Origin of the sequence: Olsenella sp. kh2p3 (assembly GCA_900119625.1) — a bacterium.
Lineage (GTDB): Bacteria > Actinomycetota > Coriobacteriia > Coriobacteriales > Atopobiaceae > Tractidigestivibacter.
This window is the reverse complement of sequence record FPKD01000002.1, coordinates 173,309-193,144: the sequence shown is the minus strand read 5'-3', so window position 1 is coordinate 193,144 and position 19,836 is coordinate 173,309. Positions and strand designations below refer to the sequence as shown.

Sequence of the window (19,836 nt, the reverse complement as noted above, 5' to 3'; positions counted from 1 at the left end):
CTCTGGTTTAGCTATTCCATTCCTTCGAGTGATGGGAAATCCCGTGGCAGATAGACAACCAGCCGTGCGGATGAGACACATCAGCAAGTCGTTCGGGCAGGTCAAGGCCAACAGCGATGTTGACCTTGACATCTATGGCGGAGAGATCCTAGCTCTGCTTGGCGAGAATGGCAGCGGTAAGACAACGCTCATGAACATGCTCTCTGGCATCTATTTTCCAGATGATGGCCAGATTGAGATACAGGGCAGCCCCGTGACGATTGCCTCGCCCAAGGATGCCTACGAGCATGGCATCGGCATGGTCCATCAGCACTTCAGGCTCGTGAATGTGTTCTCGGCTACCGAGAACATCGTGCTTGGTCTCGACGAGGGCAAGGGGCTCGACCTTAAGGCTGCGGCCGAGAAGATCAAAGGCATCTGCGATGCGTACGGTTTCGACGTTGACCCAGATCAGAAGGTCTACGAGATGAGCGTGTCTCAGAAACAGACGGTCGAGATCGTCAAGCTCATCTACCGTGGCGCCGACATCCTCATTCTCGACGAGCCAACCGCTGTGCTCACCCCCCAGGAGACCGAGAAGCTCTTTGTCGTTCTCCGCAACATGCGGAACGACGGCAAGGCAATTGTCATCATCACACACAAGCTTCACGAGGTGGAGGAGATCAGCGACCGCGTTGTGGTGCTGCGCAAGGGTGAGAACGTGGGCGAGATGGTCACTGCCCAGTCCACCACGCAGCAGATGACCAACATGATGGTCGGTCACCAGGTGACGCTCAACATCGAGCGCCCCAAGCCCGTCAATCCCACCGAGCGCATCCGCGTCAAGGGCCTCACGGTGAGGGACGACGAGGGAGTGCTCAAGCTCGATGACGTGTCCTTCTCGGCATTTGGCGGAGAGGTGCTGGGCATCGCGGGCGTCTCGAACAGCGGCCAGAAGGAGCTCCTCGAGGCTATCGCAGGCCTTCAAGGCGTCGAGTCTGGCACCATAGGGTACGTTGGCGATGACGGACAGGTCCAAGAGCTTACGGGCAAGGATCCCTATCAGATTGCCTCCATGGGCGTGGCGCTCTCGTTTGTGCCAGAGGACCGCCTGGGCATGGGGCTCGTAGGCAGCATGAGCATTACCGACAACATGCTGCTGCGGTCGTTCCGTGATGGCGGCTCCATCTTTACCCAGCGCAAGGCGCCAAAGGAGCTTGCCGAGAAGGTCGTTGACGAGCTTGAGGTAGACACCCCGGGCGTTGACACCCCCGTACGGCGCCTTTCAGGTGGAAACGTTCAGAAGGTCCTGGTGGGACGCGAGATCTCCTCGTCACCGAGCGTGCTGCTTTGCGCCTACGCCGTGCGCGGCCTTGACGTCAACTCCTCCTATCTCATCTATGACCTCATCAACAAGCAGAAGCAGTCTGGTGTGGCTGTGGTGTACGTAGGCGAGGACCTCGATGTTCTTCTCGAGCTGTGCGACAAGATCCTGGTCTTGTGTGGCGGCAAGTTAAGCGGCATCGTCGACGCGCGTTCCACCTCAAAGAACGAGGTTGGTCTCATGATGACCAAGCTCAAGGGGGGTGAGGCGGCATGATACATATCACCAAGCGCAAGGAGATGCCTCTGTCGCAGTCGATGACCATTCGGGGGCTCTCGATAGTGCTCTCATTGGTTGTGTGCGGCGTCATCACGACTATTCTTACTGGACTCAACCCCATCGACGTCTACGCGACCTTCTTCAACGGTGCCTTTGGCTCTGCGCGCAAGATCTGGATCCTTCTGCAGGAGATTGCCATCCTGCTGTGCGTCTCGCTTGCGCTCACGCCGGCGTTCAAGATGAAGTTCTGGAACCTGGGAGGCGAGGGCCAGGTTCTGGTTGGTGGTCTTGCCACGGCCGCCTGCATGATTCTCCTTGGAGACAAGATTCCCAACCCTCTGCTCATAGCGTGCATGGTTGTGTCTTCGATAGCCGCAGGCGCGGTTTGGGCGCTTATCCCCGCGCTCTTCAAGGCCAAGTGGAACACAAACGAGACGCTGTTCACGCTCATGATGAACTATGTGGCAACGCAGCTAGTTGCCTACTTCATCATCGTGTGGGAGGTGCCAAAGGGTTCGGGCAAGATCGGCATCATCAACCAGTCCACCGAGGCTGGCTGGCTCCCGCAGATTGGCAACTACAAGTACCTGCTCAACATCATCCTTGTGGCCATCATTACCGTTTTGATGTACGTCTACCTCAAGTACACCAAGCACGGATATGAGATATCAGTTGTGGGGGAGTCAACCAACACGGCTCGCTACGTTGGCATCGACGTTCCCAAAGTCATCATCCGCACGCTCATAGTTTCGGGTGCCATCTGTGGGTTCGCAGGGCTTCTGCTGGTGGGAGGCACCGACCATACTCTCACCACCACCATTGCTAACGGCCGCGGCTTCACGGGCGTCATGGTGGCATGGCTCGCCAAGTTCAACCCGTTCTCTATGATTGGCAGCTCGTTCCTGCTGGTCTTTATGGAGCGTGGTGCCAGCGAGATTTCCACCGCCTATGGGCTAAACCAGAGCTTTGCCGACATCCTCACCGGAATCATCCTGTTCTTCATCATTGGCAGCGAGTTCTTCATTACCTACAAGATCAACTTCACCAAGAAGACGGAGGAGGTTGAGAAGGCACATGTTTGATTTGGTCTCGTTCATTCCCCGAGCCATAGCCCAGAGCATTCCGCTTCTCTATGGCAGCACGGGCGAAATCATTACCGAGAAGTCGGGAAACCTCAACCTCGGCATTCCTGGCGTCATGTACGTGGGAGGTATCTGCGGCGTCATTGGGTCCTTCCTCTATGAGCAGAGCTTTGATGATCCCACACAGATGAACGCCGCTCTCGGTATCCTGATTCCCTTGCTTTGCTGCCTGCTCGGCTCGCTTTTGATGGGGCTTCTGTACTGCTTCCTCACGGTCACGCTGCGCGCCAACCAGAACGTCACCGGCCTCGCCATGACAACATTTGGTGTTGGCTTTGGCAACTTCTTTGGCGGCTCGCTCATCAAGCTTGCGGGTTCGGACGTTCCCTCCATCTCGTTGTCGACCACGTCTGGCCTGTTTAGGACAACGCTCCCCTTTGCAGAGTCCTTGGGCGACTTTGGGAGCATGTTCCTCTCGTTTGGCTTTCTTGCCTACGTGGCGATTGTGATTGCGCTGGTCTCGTCACACGTGCTCACGAAGACTCGCATTGGCCTTCAGCTGCGCGCGGTAGGCGAGGATCCTGCTACCGCCGACGCCGCAGGCATTGACATCACGCGCTACAAGTTCATGGCCACCTGCATCGGATGCATGATCGCGGGACTTGGCGGCCTCTACTACGTGATGGATTACGCAAACGGCGTATGGTCAAACGACGCCTTTGGCGATCGCGGGTGGCTTGCCATTGCGTTGGTCATTTTCACCATCTGGCGTCCCAACGTGAGCATCTTCGCCTCGATCCTCTTCGGTGGCCTGTACATCCTGTACCTCTTCATCCCCACGGGTACAGACCTAGCCGTAAAGGAACTCTACAAGATGCTCCCCTATGTGGTTACCATAGTTGTGCTCGTCATTACGAGCATGCGCAACAAGCGAGAGAACCAACCTCCGGAAAGTCTTGGATTGCCGTACTTCCGAGAAGATCGCTAGCGCTTGGATGAGACAAAGGGAGTTTCCCTTTGTCTCATCCGTCGTTCTTGCCCATGGGCGCGGTGCCCGTGGTGTGGTCGCGAAAGCGCAGGTCTCGCCCATAGCTCACCACGTCGTCGCCGAAGCGGTCACGCAGGGCGTCGGTGAGCTTCGAGAGGGCTGCCTGGTCACGGTGGGTGCCTTCCTCGTTGGCCGTCTCGTCGAAGAGCCCCAACTGCTGGCCTTGGCCGTCCGAGAAATCGGAGATTCCCACGCCCACAAGGCGTACCGGCGTTCCCTCGTGCCAGAGTCCTCCTAGGAGGTCCACAGCAACGGGACCAAAGACATGCTCGTCGTTGGTGGGCGAGGTGAGCTGTCGCTGGGCAGTGCGTGCGTGGAGGTCTGCGTAGCGGAGCTTGAGGGTGACGGTGCTCCCCGCAAGGCCTTTGCGGCGCAGTCTTCTCCCCGTCATTGCGGCTATGTGAAGCACCGCTGCGCGAACCTCGTCACTGGTTGTAAGGTCGTGGTCGAAGGTCCGCTCGTTCGAGACGGACTTGACCTCATCTGGTACGGCGCGCTCGGCCACGCGGCTCCTCTCGAGGCCAGCTGCGCGCTCCACAAGCCGGGGGCCCATCACTCCAAGGGACGTACGCAGCTCTTGGGCGTCCGCCCGCGCCAGGTCTCCAAGCGTGTGAATCCCCATGGCGGCAAGGCGCCTCTCTGTTGCTGGGCCAACGCCACTCATAGCGTCAGTGGGTAGGGGAGCCAGAAACGTACCTTCTGTTCCAGGGAATACCACGGTGAGCCCGCGTGGCTTGTCCCTCTCGGAGGCAATTTTGGCAACGGTCTTGTTCACGCCCAGGCCAATGGAGCAGCTCACCCCAAGGGTGGCAACGCGCTCCTGAACGCGGCGGCATATCTCGATGGGGTTCTCGCGCGAGAAGCGCCCGGGAGTCACGTCGAAGAAGGCCTCGTCGATGGAGACCTGCTCCACAAGCGGCGTCTCGGCGGAGAGGATGTCCATGACTGCGGCGCTTACCTCGCGGTAGCGGGTGAAGTTGCCATGGGTCCAGATGGCGTTGGGGCAGAGCCTCCTTGCCTGGGCAGAAGGCATTGCCGAGTGCACGCCATAGCGCCTTGCCTCGTACGATGCGGTTGAGACAACGCCGCGGTGGTCGGCAGAGCCGCCTACAATCACGGGCTTTCCGCGCCATTCGGGATGATCGAGCTGCTCGACCGATGCGAAGAAGGCATCAAGGTCAAGCAGGCCAATTGCCGGCCCGTCCCACTCGAGGATGTCATGTGTGCTCTTTGCCATGGCCCGATTATAGGGTGACGGTGAAGGTGGTGCCCTCCTCGGCGGTGCTTGTGGCCACAATGGTGCCACCGTGGGCGTCTATGATCCCCTTGCAGATGGCAAGCCCTAGCCCAAACCCGCCGGTCTCCTCGCGGCTGCGTGCCTTGTCAGAGCGGTAGAAGCGGTCGAAGATGTGCTCGAGGTCCTCGGGGTCCATGGGAGCGCTGGCATTATGCACCGTAAGCACCACGTGCTTGTCGGTCTTCTTGAGACGCACGTCAACGGCAGTGCCCTTGGTTGCGTATTTGGTTGCGTTGTCGATAAGGGTGCGTACCGCCCGCGCCATCTGCGTGCGGTCTGCCTGCAGGCGTATGTTGGGTTCGATTTTGCTCTCAATCGAGCACCCCCGCTCAAAGGCCACGCCATCAAACTCGATGGCGCATTCGTCAACAAGCTCCGAGAAGTCGATGTCCTCGAGGGCAAGAACCCGCTTGGCTCCGTCTGCCTGCGCCTCGTCTGTTCGTGCAAGCGTGAGCAGGTCCTCGACAAGCGCCTTCATGTGGCTTGCCTCGTCGTTGGTGCTTTCGACCCACGTACGAGTGTCTGGGGGGACGTTTGGGTCTTCGAGGAGTATCTGGGTGTTTGCAAGGATAACCGCCAAAGGCGTCTTGAGCTCGTGAGATGCATCAGAGACAAAACGGCGCTGTGAGTCCCAAGACTTCTGTATGGGCTTCATGATCCAGGCGGATATCACCCAGACAATTGCAAACAGTACGGCCATGGCCATCAGAACAATCACGACGTCCGTCATGGTCTGTCGGGCAAGCGAGGAGTCAACGGATTGCGTGTCAACGATCGAGATGCGCCAGCCGGTCTCGTTTTGGGCTCGCATCCAAGAGAGGTGCAAGTTCGCATCGTGGCCCGAGTCTTCGCTCGATGAGAGCACCTCGGCGATTATCTGCGTGAGGACGTCGGGATCGATGTAGTAGGAGCTCTTCGCAATTATGGTTCCGTCTGTTGAGACGTCCGCAGAGAGCGTGAGCCAGTTTGGCCCATGGGGCTCATCCCCATCGCCTTGGTCACCAAAGCGCGGCGTGAAGTCGATGTCCTCCTTGAGCCCATGGGTCAAGGCCGAATACACGATGCTGGACTGGTTCATGTAGCTGCTCACCAGCGTAGATCCAAGAGCAACCACAAGCACCAGTCCAACAAGAGCCATGGTGATGACGACGAACTCTCTGCGAAGCTTCTGCAGCATCCGGGGCACCTCCCCCAACAAGATCCAGCGGGTGCCCGCTAGTCCTCGAAAAGCTCCAGCCTGTAGCCGAGCATCCTGAGCGTGGTGATTTGTACCTTGGACCCAACATGTGCGAGCTTCTTGCGCAGGAACGAGATGTACGCTTCCACCGAGTTCTCGGAGGCCTCGGCGTCGGCGCCCCAGACTCTCGTGAGAAGGTCCTGCTTAGAGATCACGCGTGAGGATGCACTCATGAGCATGCGCATGAGCTCGAACTCCTTGCCGGAGAGGTGAATCTTCTTCTCGCCGCACGAGAGGTCGTGCGTGGTGAGGTCGAGGGTCAGGTCGGCAAACTTGATCTCGTCGATCATGACTTCGCCCTTGCGGCGGGTGATGGCGCGCAGGCGGGCGAGAAGCTCCTGGGCCTCGAAGGGCTTCGTCATGTAGTCATCAGCGCCAGAGTCAAGGCCCTCGACCTTGTCCTCGGTGGAGTTGAGCGCCGTAAGCATGAGCACGGGGGTCGAGATGTTGGCGTGGCGCAGCTCGTGGACCACGTCGTAGCCGTTCATGCCAGGAAGCATCACGTCGAGCACGATGGCATCATAGAGGCCGCTCTTTGCGCTCGTGAGGCCGGACGTGCCATCATAGACGGCCTCGGCGTTGTAGCCTGCGTCGGAGAGTATGCGGACAATGGCGTCGGCGAGGTTTCGCTCGTCTTCGACAACGAGAACGTTCATGAGAGTTCCTCCTTTAATTGCGTCTTCCCAGCACAATCGTACGTTGTGAGTCTTAAATCCCGCTTAAACGCAAAGATGATGCAGCGCATAACAGCACGGTTCACAAAATCTGCAACTTGCGCATATCCCGCGTGGGCGTAGAATGTCTAGTTGCTATGTGGCTATGCGGTGCAGCCATGACACTACACCAGGGCACCGCTCGTATGGAGGAGTTTTCATTGGCAGTTAAGATTCGTCTGGCCCGTCACGGTGCCAAGAAGCGTCCGTACTATCGCATCGTCGTCGCTGACAGCCGCATGCCTCGCGATGGCCGTTACATCGAGCAGGTGGGCCGTTACAACCCCCTGACCAACCCCAAGACCATCGAGATTGACCTCGAGAAGGTCGATGCCTGGATTTCAAAGGGTGCTCAGCCCACCAACTCCGTCTCTCACCTCATCGACGTTGTCCGCAACGGCCAGCCCGTCGTCGAGAAGAAGACCAAGATCTCCAAGAAGGCCGCTGCCAAGGCTGCCAAGGCGGCCGAGGAGGCTGCTGAGGCTGCTGCCGAGTAGGGGCTCCTCTATGGAAGACACTATTAACGACGAGGTCGACGAGGAGCAGGAGATGCCCTCCGACAAGGTGGCAGACCTTGTCGAGTACATCGTCTGTGGTCTTGTCGACGATGAGGGTGCCGTATCGCTTGACGTTACCGATAGCGACGAGGGCTCGCTCATTGAGGTCAGCTGCGCCGAGGCCGATGCCGGCCGCGTGATTGGCCGTAAGGGCCGCACCATTAAGGCCATTCGCACTCTCGCGCGCGCCCTTGGGCAGCGCGTGGGGACCTCTGTCGAGGTCGAGGTCGTAGGCTAGGCAACCTTGCGGGATCGCTACAGAGTCATAGCCCGTGTCGAGAAGTCACACGGAAGAACGGGGGAGGTCGTGACGGTTGCCGTTCACGGCCTTCCCCCTCTTGTTCGCGAGGGCCTCGAGGTCTTCGTGGTGCCTCCGCGTCTCAAGGGGCCAAGGTCCTTCATGGTCACGCATGTCACCGAGGGCGCTCGCGGGCAACTGGTCTCGCTCTCGGGCGTAACGGGTATCGACCAGGCAGACGGTCTTCGCGGCCGCTACCTTCTTGCCCGCGAGAAGGACCTGCCTGATGATGTGACGCTCCACGACGCTGAGGCGCTCTTTGGTCGCGAGGTTAGCGACGAGAGCCTCGGCTATCTCGGCACAATCGAGGAAGTTATGGTTGGTCCCGCCAATGACGTCTGGGTCGTCGAGGGCCCGTTTGGCGAGGTGCTCCTGCCCGTCGTTGAAGATGTGGTCACCGAAGTTCCAGATGATGGCCCCATTGCCGTACGCTTGCCCTCTGGGCTTATCGACGGGGGTGGGGACCAGTGATTGTCGAGACGCTCTCGGTATTCCCAGGCGTCTTTTCGTCTTACCTCGACGCATCGATTATGGGTCGTGCCCAGGCGAAGGGCATCTTCTCGTTCGAGGCGTACGACCTTCGTGACTGGACGCACGACCGGCACCGCACGGTTGACGACGCCCCCTTTGGGGGAGGGCAGGGCATGCTCATGAAGCCAGCCCCCATCTTCGAGGCTATCCGTGACATCTCCACACGCGGCGCGTGTGCCCCGCATGTGGTGTTCTTCTCGCCTTGCGGTCATCGCTTTGACGAGGGCGTGGCGGAGCGTCTTTCGCACGAGGAGCGCCTGCTCTTTGTCTGTGGGCGCTACGAGGGCATGGACGAGCGCGTCTATGATCTTGCAGACGACGTTCTCTCCCTGGGCGACTACGTCCTTACTGGCGGCGAGCTTCCCGCGCTCGTCGTCATAGATGCCGTGGTTCGTCTCCTTCCCGGTGCGCTTGGGGACGAGATGAGTGCGCGCGACGAGTCTTTCTCGGATGGCCTTCTGGAGTACGCGCAGTACACGCGGCCGGCGGACTATGATGGACAGCGTGTGCCTGAGGTACTTCTCTCCGGAGACCACGGAGCGGTTAACGAATGGCGTAGGAGAAGTGCCATCGAACGCACCGCTCTCTGGCGCCCCGATCTGCTTGACGGGGCACGTCTTTCTCCTGAGGAGTGGGAGTTTGCGCGCAAGGTGATGGGGCAGAGCCGCGAACGTGGGTCAGCCGGCAACGAGCATTCTGCGACGGGAGGCGAATAGCATGGCCAAGGGCAAGGCGGATAGGGAGAAGAAGGGCGGCATTCTCGACGTCGTTGTTACCATCCTCGTGGCACTTGGCGTCGCGCTGCTCCTTCGCACCTTTGTGGTGGGAGTCTATGAGGTCCCCTCGGGTTCCATGCTCGAGACCATTCAGGAGGGTGACCTGCTCCTAGGTGAGAAGGTCACCCTTAACTGGGAGTCCCCCAAGGCGGGCAACGTCGTGACGTTCGAGAGCCCGCGCGAGCCCGGCACCACGCTTGTGAAGCGCGTCATTGCCGTTGCTGGCCAGACCGTCGATCTGCGTGATGGCAACGTCTACGTGGATGGCGTCCAGCTAGACGAGTCCTCCTACACCCTGGGCAAACCCAGCTACTCGCTCTCGGACCAGGCTGGTTCGGCGGGGATTAGCTACCCGTACACCATCCCAGACGGTTACATTTGGGTCATGGGCGACAACCGCACCAACTCCCTCGACTCGCGCTACTTTGGGCCAGTGAGGGTGAGCTCGGTGACGTCGAAGATACTCTGCATCTATTGGCCGATTTCCGACGTAAAGGCCCTCTAGCGGCCGCGTTGGCGTCTCCTCCCGGAGGAAGGACGGAAATGAGCGAAAGTCCGCTTACGTTCCAAGACATGATTCTTGCCCTTGAGCACTACTGGGCCGACAAGGGCTGCACCGTGATGCAGCCGTACGACTCCGAGGTGGGTGCGGGTACGTTCCACACGGCCACCCTCCTGCGCTCGCTTGGCCCGGCGGCTTGGCGCACCTGCTATCCGCAGCCCTGCCGCCGTCCCGCTGACGGTCGCTATGGCGAGAACCCCAACCGCCTGCAGCACTACTACCAGTTCCAGGTGCTCCTCAAGCCCTCCCCTGTGGATTCCCAGGACCTCTACCTGGGCTCGCTTGCCGCCATTGGCCTAGACCCCGCCGAGCACGACGTCCGCTTCGTCGAGGACGACTGGGAGAGCCCCACGCTGGGCGCCTGGGGCCTTGGCTGGGAGGTGTGGATGGACGGCATGGAGGTCACGCAGTTCACCTACTTCCAGCAGGTCGGCGGCATCGAGGTAGACCCCGTCCCGGTCGAGATCACCTATGGCCTCGAGCGCATTGCCATGTACGCCCAGGGCGTGAACTCGGTCTACGACATTGTCTGGAGCTACCTGCCAGACGGCACCCCCATGACCTACGGGGATGTTTTCCTCGAGAACGAGCGCGAGTTCTCTGCGTACAACTTCGAGGTCGCCAACGTTGACCTCATGCGCGAGAAGTTCGACGAGTACGAGGCGGAGTGCCACTCCTGCCTTGACGCCCACCTGCCGCTTCCCGCCTATGACTGCGTGATGAAGTGCAGCCACGCGTTCAACCTGCTCGACTCCCGCGGCGCCATCTCCGCCACGGAGCGTGCCAACTACATCCTGCGCGTCCGCACCGTCGCCAAGGACTGCTGCGAGGCCTACCTCGCCGAGGTCGCTGGTAAGAAGGATGCCGCAACCACGAAGGGGGAGGTGGCCTAGATGGCCGAGACAAGGGACTTCCTGCTCGAGATTGGCTGCGAGGAGATGCCGTCCGCCCCGCTCAACCATGCGGTTGTGCAGCTTGGCGAGCTGGTGCGCAAGGGGCTGGACGATGCCGGCCTCGCGCACGGCAAGGTTGAGACCCATCAGTCGCCGAGAAGGCTCGTCGCCTACGTCCATGATGTGGCCCTCGCCACCGAGGAGCTCAACGAGGTCAAGCGTGGGCCGGCCGCCAGCATCGCCTTCGATGCTGATGGTGCCCCCACCAAGGCGGCCCAGGGCTTTGCCCGCAAGTTTGGCGTCGATGCCTCCCAGCTTGCGCGCCGCGTGGACTCTGACGGCCGAGAGTACGTCTTTGCCGAGAAGCACGTTGACGCTCGCCCCGCAACGCCGATCCTCTCCGCCCTCTCCGAGCAGGTCATCGGCTCCATCGAGTGGCCCAACTACAGGAGCCAGCGCTGGGGCTCCGAGCACCAGACCTTCGTGCGCCCCATCCGCTGGATTTGCGCCCTTCTCGGGTCTGACGTTGTGCCCGTGAGCTACGCCGACGTCACGAGCGCTGGCACCACGCGCGGGCACCGCGTGCTTGGCGCTGGCGACCACAAGGTTGAGAGCCCTGCCGCCTATGCCGACGTGCTGCGCGAGAACGGCGTGCTGCTCGAGGACGAGCGCCGTGCCGCAATCCTTGAGGGCATTCATCAGGTCGAGGCAGAGCGTCCCGGTTGCCGAGTGGACACCCCCAAGCGCACGCTTGACGAGGTCGTGAACCTCTGCGAGTGGCCCACGGTCCTGGTTGGCACCTTCGACGAGGAGTTCCTCAAGGTCCCGCACGAGATCATCTGCGAGTCCATGCTCTCCAACCAGCGCTACTTCCCCGTCTATGACGCCGAGGGCAACCTCACGCGCGAGTTCGTTGTGGTCTCCAACGCAGACCCCAAGGTCTCCGCAACTGTGGTCGATGGCAACGAGCGCGTCGTGCGTGCCCGTCTCGATGACGCCAAGTTCTTCTACGAGGAGGACCTGAAGGTCCCCATGGACGAGTTCGTTGAGCGCCTGGGCACCGTTGTCTTTCAGGAGAAGCTTGGCACCGTCCGCCAGAAGGTCACGCGGATGGAGGTGCTCGCCGAGGCCGTGGCGAAGGCGGCCGGCGCAGACGAGCGCACGTGCGAACTTGCCAGGCGTGCGGCTCACCTTGCGAAGGCAGACCTTGTGAGCCAGGCCGTGGTCGAATTCACCAACCAGCAGGGCGTCATGGGCGGCTACTACGCCAAGGCGGCGGGCGAGCCCCAAGAGGTCTGCGACGCCATCCGCGAGCACTACCGTCCGCGCTTTGCTGGCGACGAGCTTCCGTCCGGATTGGTTGGCAAGTGCGTGGCCATTGCCGACAAGCTCGACACCGTGTGTGGCATCTTCGCCATTGACGAGCCGCCCACTGGCTCCTCCGACCCGTTTGCCGTTCGCCGTGCGGCAATCGGTGTGATCGCCATGCTGCGTACGCTTCCCTCCGTCCACCTGCGCCCGCTCATTGACCTTGCTCTTGCGTCCTACGCCGAGCAGGGCATCGAGTTTGATGCCAAGGGCGTTGCCTCCTCGGTTGCCTCCTTCTTCCAGGGTCGCCTTGCGGCCATCGCCAAGGACGAGGGAATCGCTCCCGACGCCATCGAGGCCGTGGGCTCCGTGGGCGTCATCGACCCCGATGAGTTCGTCCGCCGTGCTTCCGCCCTTGACCGCGCTCGCTCCGAGAGCCCTGAGCTCTTCGAGGACCTTGCGACCGCCTACGCGCGCGCCGCTCACCTTGCCGATGCCTCGCTTGGTACGGACGTCGACGCAAGCATGTTGGGAGACGCGGAGAAGGCGCTTCTCGCTGCTTGCGAGGAGGGCGAGAAGGCCGTCTCCGCTGCTCTTGCCTCCGGTGACTTTGATGCCGCTTGCGAGGCTCTCGCTGGCCTTCGCGGGCCAATCGACCGCTTCTTCACCGATGTTCTCGTCATGGATCCGGACCCCTCGGTGAGGGACAACAGGTTGCGACTTCTTAACCGTTTCGCTGGCGTCTTTGGTGACGTCGCCGATATTGGTGTACTTTCGAAGCGAAAGTAGGGTAAGAGCGGTTACACTTGCAGCAACGTCCCCGCACTATTGCGTTACTTGGGAGGATTGACTATGAGGAAACTTGATCTGGACGACGACGTCTTCGGCCACGTTGTCCCTGCCATCTACGTGCTCTCCGACGCTCGCGGCGAGACCGCCAAGGCCGTTGTGGAGGCTGCTGCCGCTCAGTTTGGTGACGGCTCCGTCGAGATCATCCGCGTGTCCGGTGTTGAGAGCGTCGAGCAGGTCCGAGACTACTTCGACAAGAACTTTGACCCGGACAGGCCAAGCGCCGTTTTCCACACGTTTGCCAACGGCCAGCTCCGCCGCGAGATTCGCCGTGAGCTTGACAGGAGGGGCATTCCCTCTATCGACCTGCTTGGGCCTGCCGTCACGGTCATCTCCACGCTCACCGGCGAGGAGCCGAGCCATGCCATTGGCGCTACGTACTCCGAGCATCCGGTTAGCAACGAGTAGCTCATAGGTTCAATTTCCTTGTCCGTTCAGGGGGCCAGACTTACGTCTGGCCCCAATTTTGTTACGTTCGCCGGCGTATTTTTCCGTCTGCCGGTTACCGCTTGATTTTGGCATCTTCCAAAAATAGGTCTGTCTAGAATTGGGCGTTGCGGTGCCATGAACCTGGGACCGTGATGTGAGTGCGCGCCGCAAGGCGTGTCAGGTTGTTCGAACAGGGGAGTGAAATGTCTGAGAAGCACGTGTACCGCTTCGGAAAGGACGAGAACGGCAACAACGTGACCGAAGTTGCCGGCGCTACCGTTGACGAGGCGAAGTGGATCACCGGCGGCAAGGGCGCCAACCTGGCGGAGATGGCCAACATCGGCCTTCCCGTTCCTCCGGGATTCTCTATCACCTGCCAGACCTGCGTCGCTTACTCGTCCGCTGGTAACGTCTGGCCCGACGGCGTTCTTGACGAGATCGACGTCTACCGCAAGGACCTTGAGAAGCGCATGGGGAAGAAGCTTGGCGACAAGGACGACCCGCTGCTCGTCTCCGTCCGCTCCGGCGCCCCCTTCTCCATGCCCGGCATGATGGACACGGTCCTGAACCTCGGCCTCAACGATGACTCCGTCCAGGGCCTCATCAAGAAGACCGGCAACCCCCGCTTTGGCTACGACTCCTACCGCCGCTTTGTCCAGATGTTCTCGGACGTCGTTATGGGCGTCGATGGCCAGCTCTTCGAGGATGCCATCAACGCCAAGAAGGCAGAGCGCGGCGTGAAGCTCGACACCGAGCTTGACGCTGATGACCTCAAGGACCTCGTCGTCACGTTTAAGCAGATCTTCTCCGACAACGTTGACCCCGAGAAGTACCCCGAGGTCGTCGTTGATGGCAAGCCCGTGTTCCCGCACGATCCGTACCTCCAGCTGCGCCTTGCCGAGCAGGCGGTCTTCGGATCCTGGAACACCCCGCGCGCCATTCTCTACCGCAAGCAGAACAAGATCCCCGATGACCTGGGCACCGCCGTCAACGTCCAGTGCATGGTCTTCGGCAACATGGGTGACACCTCGGCCACCGGCGTCGCGTTCACGCGCAACCCCGCCGACGGCACCAACGAGCGTTACGGCGACTTCCTGGTCAACGCCCAGGGCGAGGACGTCGTGGCCGGCATCCGCAACACCCAGCCCATCGCCGATCTGCCCAAGACCCCGGGCCTTGAGGAGGCGGGCAAGGAGCTTTACCACGTCTTCGAGATCCTCGAGGACCACTACGCTGACATGATGGACCTCGAGTTCACCATCCAGGAGGGCAAGCTCTGGATGCTCCAGACCCGCGTGGGCAAGCGCACCGCTCTCTCCGCGCTCAAGGTTGCCATCCAGATGTACGAGGAGGGTCGCATCTCCAGGGAGACCGCCGTCATGCGCGTTGCCCCCGAGCAGCTCGACCAGCTCCTGCACCCGCAGTTCGACCCCAAGGCCAAGTACGAGGTCCTTGCCAAGGGCCTGAACGCCTCCCCCGGTGCTGCCACCGGTGCCGTGGTGTTCTCGTCCGCTGACGCCGAGGCCTTCAAGGAGGCCGGCAAGCCCTCCATCCTCGTGCGTTGGGAGACCACGCCCGACGACCTCAAGGGCATGGTTGCTGCTGAGGGCATCCTCACCTCTCACGGCGGCAAGACGTCCCACGCGGCCGTTATCGCTCGTGGCATGGGCGCCCCCTGCGTCTGCGGCGTCGAGGCGCTCCACATCGACGCTCCTAACAAGGAGTGCAAGGTTGCCGGCACCGACGTTGTCCTCCACGAGGGTGACATCATCTCCATCGACGGCACCACGGGTGACGTCATCCTGGGCGAGGTGCCCCTGGTTCGTCCGCAGCTCGGCGGCGACCTCGAGACCATCCTCGACTGGGCAGACGAGGTCCGCAAGGATCCCGCCCGCGGCCGCGTGATTGGCGTCCGCGCCAACGCCGACAACCCGGCCGACGCGCAGCTCTCCGCCGACAACGGCGCCGAGGGCATTGGCCTGGACCGCACCGAGCACATGTTCCTGGGCGAGCGCAAGCAGCTCATCCAGAACTTCATCCTCGCCGAGTCGGACGACGTCAAGCAGGAGTCCCTCAAGAAGCTGGGAGAGGCCCAGAAGGGTGACTTCCTTGGCATGTTCAAGGCCATGGACGGCAAGACCGTCATCGTGCGCCTGCTCGATCCCCCTCTGCACGAGTTCCTCGACAACCCGCGCGACCTTGAGGTCGAGATCACCAAGGAGGAGTGCGCCGGCAAGGACTGCACCGAGAAGCGCGCCCTGCTTGCCAAGCTCGACTCCTTCCAGGAGGCCAACCCCATGCTCGGTCTTCGTGGCTGCCGCCTGGGTATCGTCTACCCCGAGCTCAACGTCATGCAGGTCCGTGCCATCGCGGGGGCCGCTGCCGAGCTCAAGAAGGAGGGCTTCGACCCCAAGCCCGAGATCATGATCCCGCTCGTTGCCTTCGAGTCCGAGATCGAGCTCGTCCGCGCCGGCGTCGAGAAGACCCTGAAGGAGGTCGAGGAGGAGACGGGCGTCAAGCTCGAGATCCCCATCGGCACTATGATCGAGCTTCCTCGCGCTGCCATCACCGCCGACGAGATTGGCAAGCACGCCGACTTCTTCTCCTTCGGCACCAACGACCTCACCCAGACTTGCCTCGGGTTCTCCCGTGACGACGTCGAGTCCGCGTTCATGCCGCTCTACCTCGACAAGAAGATCGTCAAGCGCAACCCGTTCGCGACCGTCGACCCCGGCGTCGCCAAGCTCGTTCAGATGGGCGTCGAGGGTGGCCACAAGGCCAACCCGGACATCGTCTGCGGCGTCTGCGGCGAGACCGGTGGCGACCCCGAGTCCATCCAGGTCTACTATGACCTCGGTCTCGACTACGTGTCCTGCTCGCCGTACCGCGTGCCCATCGCCCGCCTTGCGGCCGCACAGGCAAAGATCAACTCCAACGGCGGTCCTGCTAAGGTCGCCTAGCATTCTGGCGTTGATGCACGTCTAGCTCACAAGGGGGGAGGGGCTTTGAGCCTCTCCCCCTGTTTTTAGACCCGGTCTTGTTGGAGGCGTCCATGAGGGTTCACGACAGAGGTGACCAGATTGCCCGCGAGGAAGAGTCCCTCTCTGCGCAGGCGGCAAAGAGCTCGCGGACAAGGGGTAGGGACATGCCCGAGGAGGAGGACTTCCTCAGGCCTTGCTACCAGCGCGACCGTGACCGCATCCTTCACTGCAAGAGCTTCAGGCGCCTTGCCAACAAGACCCAGGTCTTCCTTGCGCCCGAAGGCGACCACTACCGCACGCGGCTTACGCACACGCTTGAGGTGGCGCAGATTGCCCGCACCATTTCCCGTGCGCTTGGCTTGAACGAGGACCTGACTGAGGCAATTGCGCTTGGCCACGACCTTGGGCACACACCCTTTGGCCACTGCGGAGAGCGTGCCCTATCGCGTGCCATGGCACGCTACCGCGGAATCGACCCTGAGTCCGAGCAGGGACGATACCTATTTCGCCACAACAAGCAGAGTGTGAGGCTCGTGGAGTTCCTTGAGAAGGACGGTCGTGGTCTCAACCTCACCTGGGAGGTGCGTGACGGCATCTTCTGCCATACGGGCTCGCAGCGTGCTCAGACTCTTGAGGGCAGGGTCGTGGCTTGCGCGGACCGCATTGCCTATGTCTGCCATGACATCGATGATGCCGAGCGTGCGGGTCTTCTTACCGAGAATGACCTGCCCCAACGTCCGCGCGAACTTCTTGGCGATAGCTCTTCGGAGCGCATAGACGTTATGGTCCGGGACATCTGCGCGGGCAGCGCTGCGGCCGGGGACATCCGCATGTCCGATGACGTTTGGGGCGCCATGATGGAGCTTCGTTCGTTCCTCTTCGAGTCGCTGTACACCAAGGGAGACGCCAAGGAGGAGGAACCCAAGGCCACGCGTATGATCGAGCTTCTCTTCGACCACCTGGTGAACCACCTGGATGAGGTTCCGGAGGAGTATCTCAAGCATGACTCCGATCATCCGGACGTGCAGGTGGCCGATTACGTCTCTGGCATGACCGACCGCTATGCCGTTCGCGTCTTTGAGGACCTCATGGTGCCCCGATCTTGGAAGGGCGTAATGGCGCGTGGTCGCTGAGAGCTTGGGCTACTTGGTGCGCATCTCTGCTACGCTTTTGAAGTCTTGCTCAAAAGCAGGGAGGGGAGTATGGCTCCAAAGCATAGCCGAAAAACCGAGACAGGCACGGGACGGGGGCTTCTCGTCGCTGCCTGCATATTCGTGGTGCTTGCCGTTGGGGTGCTCGTGCTTGCCGTGACCGGTCGGCTTCGCCCGTTTGTGGAGCAAGTGGCTCCTGGCTTAGCGGGGAAGCCAGACGTCCAAACCCAACAGCAGGACGCAAGCTCAGACACAGCTACATCGCAGGTGCTGGAACCCAAGTCCTTCTCTGAATACAGCTGGGACGAGCTCACGCAGATTTCTGCCAAGATAGCCGCTGCTGACACGGACAATGAGGGCCTGGAGATTGCGCGCGAGTACAACCTGGCAGATGCCACAGGGGTGCCTGTCAACGAGATGCGTGAGGTGGTTCTCGACGACAATACCCTTGCCTATGCGCGTATCGTGGGGTTCAGGCATGACCAGCGCGCCGATGGCTCGGGCATTGCGGGCATGACGCTCATGGTGTCAATGCTCTCTGAGCAGCCCATGGAGGCCTCCAACACCAACGAGGGAGGCTGGGAGTCTTCCGCCCTGAGGTCGTGGCTGGCAGGTGACGGCATGGCTCTTCTTCCGGACGACCTTGCGACGCATATCGTGAGCGTTGCAAAGGCAACCAACAATGCGGGCATAACGGCGGATTCCGCTTCAGTGACCCAGACCTCTGATTCCCTGTGGGCGTTCTCTGCAGTTGAGGTCTGCGGGCAAATCTCATGGTTCGAGGACGAGTTTGCCTCCGAGATTTCCTATACGGCGGGCCTTGATGCCGTCCTCAATGCAGAGGGGACGCAGTACCCGTACTTTGCTTCCGAAGGCGTCACAGACGAAACGGGGGGCTCTGGGGGCGCGCTTGCCCTTTCGTACAGAGGGTCCGCTCGCTCGTGGTGGTATCGCTCCGCCTATCCCCTGAACTATGCTGACTCCAGCTCCAGCTCGTACTTCTTCAGGGTTAGCGAGACAGGATTTCCTTCCTCGGTCGGGCAGGCGGATTCGACGTCTGGTGTAGTTGCGGGATTCTGCATCTAGGGTATGCCTGTACGAGGTGCCGGGATTGATGCGCAAAGGTCGGACTCCCATCAAGTTATGTAGTTCTTGTCCGACAGGTCGTTGTGCTCTATAATTCTCGCTTGTGTGCAAGCCTATGTGTCGTTCGCACGTGCGTCGGCACCTCTAGTCTAGAGATGAGGAAGAACATGGATTACATTCGCGCCATCGAGCGTCAGCAGATTCGTGAGGACATCCCCACGGTCCTGGTTGGCGACAACGTCAAGGTCCACTATCGCATCATCGAGGGTGACCGCACCCGCGAGCAGGTCTTCCAGGGCGATGTCATCCGCATGAGCGGTGCCGGGTCCCGCGAGACCTTCACCGTCCGCAAGATCAGCTTTGGCGTTGGCGTGGAGCGCACCTTCCCCCTTCACAGCCCCAAGATTGCCAAGCTCGAGGTTGTGCGTCATGGTGACGTGCGTCGTGCCAAGCTTTACTACCTCCGCGATCGAGTTGGCAAGGCTGCTCGCATTCCTGAGAAGCGCTAGGTTTTACGATCGTTCTGTATGGAGGGGCTGCCCAATGCGGGTGGCCCCTCTTCGCTATGAAGGCATAGTGCGTCCTACTCCTGGATTGGCTGGGCGCTCGTTGAGAGGGGTCCCATGGCAAGGTCTTCGGCGACGGCACATGAGGTGGCGGCGTTGTTTGCCTGTGCGGACGAGGACGAGTTTGACCGCCTTGACCAGCGATATGCCGATGACCCTCGCAAGCAGGTGCAGCACGCTCGTGAGGTTGCCCAGAGGCGTCTTGCCCGCGAGCGGAGAGAGCGCGAGCGCGTGCTGGGAATGTATGCAAAGGCTCGTGAGCTCGGCGGGCCGGGTCTCGTGCTTGGCGTGGACGAGGTGGGGCGTGGCGCGCTGGCGGGGCCTCTCACTGTGGCTGCGGTGGCGCTCCCTGACGATCCAATCGTCTGGGGCATAAACGACTCCAAGCAGCTTACGCCTGCCCAGCGTGAGGTGCTTGCCGCGCGTATTGCAGACGTTGCCCTTGCCATTGGCATCGCGCACATAGAGCCGGAATCAATCGATGCCGTTGGCATGGCAGTTGCTCTTCGAATGGCCATGAAGCGCGCGATTGAGGATGCTGGCGTTGATGCCGATGCCGTACTCATTGACGGCAACCCCGTACACGTGAGCCCCAAGGAGGTTACGCTCGTTAAAGGAGACGCTCGCGTCTCGTGTATTGCGGCTGCCTCCATTGTGGCCAAGGTGACAAGAGACGCCCTGATGGTCTCGCTCGCAGAGGAGTATCCCGGATACCATCTTGCCGAGTGCAAGGGCTATGGGTCTCCCGAGCACATTGCTGCCATACGCGCGCATGGCCTTACTCCCATACATCGCGTTTCGTTCTGTGGGAACTTCCTCGAGACGCCTCCGCTTTTCTAGGATTTCTCAGCACAAATCTCTCTAGAAAAAATCTCACTCCGCACTTTGGT

General features: G+C 61.0%; 19 protein-coding genes. 16 read left to right on the top strand and 3 right to left on the bottom strand.

Translation table 11 applies throughout. From position 1 onward, the window contains the following. The first annotated feature begins 43 nt into the window (after positions 1–43). From BT122_RS04280 to BT122_RS04270, 3 genes are read left to right on the top strand one after another with little or no spacing between them, the layout of a single operon-like run. The gene (locus BT122_RS04280) at positions 44–1,579 is read left to right on the top strand and encodes an ABC transporter ATP-binding protein (protein WP_218161956.1); all 1,536 of its coding nucleotides are present in this window, start codon (positions 44–46) and stop codon (positions 1,577–1,579) included. Then, positions 1,576–2,664 carry an ABC transporter permease gene (locus BT122_RS04275; protein WP_072354745.1) on the top strand — a complete coding sequence of 363 codons (1,089 nt, stop codon included), beginning with the start codon at positions 1,576–1,578 and terminating at the stop codon, positions 2,662–2,664. Before BT122_RS04280 ends, BT122_RS04275 begins: the two co-directional genes overlap by 4 nt. Further along, the gene (locus BT122_RS04270) at positions 2,657–3,652 is read left to right on the top strand and encodes an ABC transporter permease (protein WP_072354744.1); all 996 of its coding nucleotides are present in this window, start codon (positions 2,657–2,659) and stop codon (positions 3,650–3,652) included. The genes BT122_RS04275 and BT122_RS04270 overlap by 8 nt, the downstream gene beginning before the upstream one ends. 34 nt (positions 3,653–3,686) lie before the next feature. On the opposite strand, the gene dinB is transcribed toward BT122_RS04270, so the two are convergent. Genes dinB through BT122_RS04255 form a run of 3 tightly spaced genes read right to left on the bottom strand, consistent with a single transcriptional unit; the run spans position 3,687 to position 6,902 of the window. Further along, positions 3,687–4,949 carry a DNA polymerase IV gene (dinB, locus tag BT122_RS04265; protein ID WP_072354743.1) on the bottom strand — a complete coding sequence of 421 codons (1,263 nt, stop codon included), beginning with the start codon at positions 4,947–4,949 and terminating at the stop codon, positions 3,687–3,689. Positions 4,950–4,956: 7 nt separating this feature from the next. Then, positions 4,957–6,186 carry a sensor histidine kinase gene (locus tag BT122_RS04260; RefSeq protein WP_072354742.1) on the bottom strand — a complete coding sequence of 410 codons (1,230 nt, stop codon included), beginning with the start codon at positions 6,184–6,186 and terminating at the stop codon, positions 4,957–4,959. A gap of 38 nt (positions 6,187–6,224) precedes the next feature. Beyond that, a complete protein-coding gene (locus BT122_RS04255) occupies positions 6,225–6,902 on the bottom strand; it encodes a response regulator transcription factor (RefSeq protein WP_072354741.1) in 678 nt (225 codons plus the stop codon). A gap of 218 nt (positions 6,903–7,120) precedes the next feature. Between BT122_RS04255 and rpsP the strand changes: the two genes are divergently transcribed. The 13 genes from rpsP to rnhB all read left to right on the top strand — a co-directional run bounded on the left by rpsP (position 7,121) and on the right by rnhB (position 19,786). Next, complete coding sequence (gene rpsP / locus BT122_RS04250; RefSeq protein ID WP_072354740.1) at positions 7,121–7,456, top strand: 30S ribosomal protein S16; 336 nt, start codon at positions 7,121–7,123, stop codon at positions 7,454–7,456. A gap of 10 nt (positions 7,457–7,466) precedes the next feature. Beyond that, positions 7,467–7,754 (top strand): KH domain-containing protein, encoded by a 288-nt coding sequence (locus tag BT122_RS04245; protein WP_072354739.1) that lies wholly within the window; start codon positions 7,467–7,469, stop codon positions 7,752–7,754. A gap of 6 nt (positions 7,755–7,760) precedes the next feature. Further along, on the top strand, positions 7,761–8,285 hold the full coding sequence (locus BT122_RS04240; protein ID WP_072354738.1) for a ribosome maturation factor RimM: 525 nt from the start codon (positions 7,761–7,763) through the stop codon (positions 8,283–8,285). Further along, on the top strand, positions 8,282–9,061 hold the full coding sequence (gene trmD, locus BT122_RS04235) for a tRNA (guanosine(37)-N1)-methyltransferase TrmD (protein ID WP_072354737.1): 780 nt from the start codon (positions 8,282–8,284) through the stop codon (positions 9,059–9,061). Before BT122_RS04240 ends, trmD begins: the two co-directional genes overlap by 4 nt. Position 9,062: 1 nt before the next feature. Next, positions 9,063–9,626, top strand: coding sequence for a signal peptidase I (gene lepB / locus BT122_RS04230; protein WP_072354736.1), 564 nt, complete (start codon positions 9,063–9,065; stop codon positions 9,624–9,626). A gap of 38 nt (positions 9,627–9,664) precedes the next feature. Continuing rightward, entirely contained in the window at positions 9,665–10,576 is a 912-nt protein-coding gene (locus BT122_RS04225) for a glycine--tRNA ligase subunit alpha (protein ID WP_059054464.1), read from the top strand. Further along, positions 10,577–12,673 (top strand): glycine--tRNA ligase subunit beta, encoded by a 2,097-nt coding sequence (glyS, locus tag BT122_RS04220; RefSeq protein WP_072354735.1) that lies wholly within the window; start codon positions 10,577–10,579, stop codon positions 12,671–12,673. A gap of 63 nt (positions 12,674–12,736) precedes the next feature. Further along, complete coding sequence (locus tag BT122_RS04215) at positions 12,737–13,141, top strand: kinase/pyrophosphorylase (RefSeq protein WP_072354734.1); 405 nt, start codon at positions 12,737–12,739, stop codon at positions 13,139–13,141. A 224-nt stretch (positions 13,142–13,365) separates the two neighbouring features. Beyond that, entirely contained in the window at positions 13,366–16,122 is a 2,757-nt protein-coding gene (gene ppdK, locus BT122_RS04210; RefSeq protein ID WP_072354733.1) for a pyruvate, phosphate dikinase, read from the top strand. A 92-nt stretch (positions 16,123–16,214) separates the two neighbouring features. After that, positions 16,215–17,276, top strand: a complete 1,062-nt coding sequence (locus BT122_RS04205; protein ID WP_072354732.1) for a deoxyguanosinetriphosphate triphosphohydrolase — start codon at positions 16,215–16,217, stop codon at positions 17,274–17,276. A gap of 69 nt (positions 17,277–17,345) precedes the next feature. Beyond that, a complete protein-coding gene (locus tag BT122_RS04200; RefSeq protein WP_072354731.1) occupies positions 17,346–18,380 on the top strand; it encodes a DUF6273 domain-containing protein in 1,035 nt (344 codons plus the stop codon). 167 nt (positions 18,381–18,547) lie between these two features. Further along, positions 18,548–18,889: a 50S ribosomal protein L19 gene (rplS, locus tag BT122_RS04195; protein WP_059054451.1), complete on the top strand. Its 342-nt coding sequence runs from the start codon at positions 18,548–18,550 to the stop codon at positions 18,887–18,889. Positions 18,890–19,003: 114 nt separating this feature from the next. Further along, entirely contained in the window at positions 19,004–19,786 is a 783-nt protein-coding gene (rnhB, locus tag BT122_RS04190) for a ribonuclease HII (RefSeq protein ID WP_072354730.1), read from the top strand. The last annotated feature ends 50 nt before the right edge of the window (positions 19,787–19,836 follow it).

Coding starts and splice junctions, on each gene's coding strand:
- BT122_RS04275 (WP_072354745.1), top strand. CDS start 1,576: ATGATACATATCACCAAGCGCAAGGAGATGCCTCTGTCGCAGTCGATG.
- BT122_RS04270 (WP_072354744.1), top strand. CDS start 2,657: ATGTTTGATTTGGTCTCGTTCATTCCCCGAGCCATAGCCCAGAGCATT.
- dinB (WP_072354743.1), bottom strand. CDS start 4,949: ATGGCAAAGAGCACACATGACATCCTCGAGTGGGACGGGCCGGCAATT.
- BT122_RS04260 (WP_072354742.1), bottom strand. CDS start 6,186: ATGCTGCAGAAGCTTCGCAGAGAGTTCGTCGTCATCACCATGGCTCTT.
- BT122_RS04255 (WP_072354741.1), bottom strand. CDS start 6,902: ATGAACGTTCTCGTTGTCGAAGACGAGCGAAACCTCGCCGACGCCATT.
- BT122_RS04245 (WP_072354739.1), top strand. CDS start 7,467: ATGGAAGACACTATTAACGACGAGGTCGACGAGGAGCAGGAGATGCCC.
- lepB (WP_072354736.1), top strand. CDS start 9,063: ATGGCCAAGGGCAAGGCGGATAGGGAGAAGAAGGGCGGCATTCTCGAC.
- BT122_RS04225 (WP_059054464.1), top strand. CDS start 9,665: ATGAGCGAAAGTCCGCTTACGTTCCAAGACATGATTCTTGCCCTTGAG.
- glyS (WP_072354735.1), top strand. CDS start 10,577: ATGGCCGAGACAAGGGACTTCCTGCTCGAGATTGGCTGCGAGGAGATG.
- BT122_RS04215 (WP_072354734.1), top strand. CDS start 12,737: ATGAGGAAACTTGATCTGGACGACGACGTCTTCGGCCACGTTGTCCCT.
- ppdK (WP_072354733.1), top strand. CDS start 13,366: ATGTCTGAGAAGCACGTGTACCGCTTCGGAAAGGACGAGAACGGCAAC.
- BT122_RS04205 (WP_072354732.1), top strand. CDS start 16,215: ATGAGGGTTCACGACAGAGGTGACCAGATTGCCCGCGAGGAAGAGTCC.
- BT122_RS04200 (WP_072354731.1), top strand. CDS start 17,346: ATGGCTCCAAAGCATAGCCGAAAAACCGAGACAGGCACGGGACGGGGG.
- rplS (WP_059054451.1), top strand. CDS start 18,548: ATGGATTACATTCGCGCCATCGAGCGTCAGCAGATTCGTGAGGACATC.
- rnhB (WP_072354730.1), top strand. CDS start 19,004: ATGGCAAGGTCTTCGGCGACGGCACATGAGGTGGCGGCGTTGTTTGCC.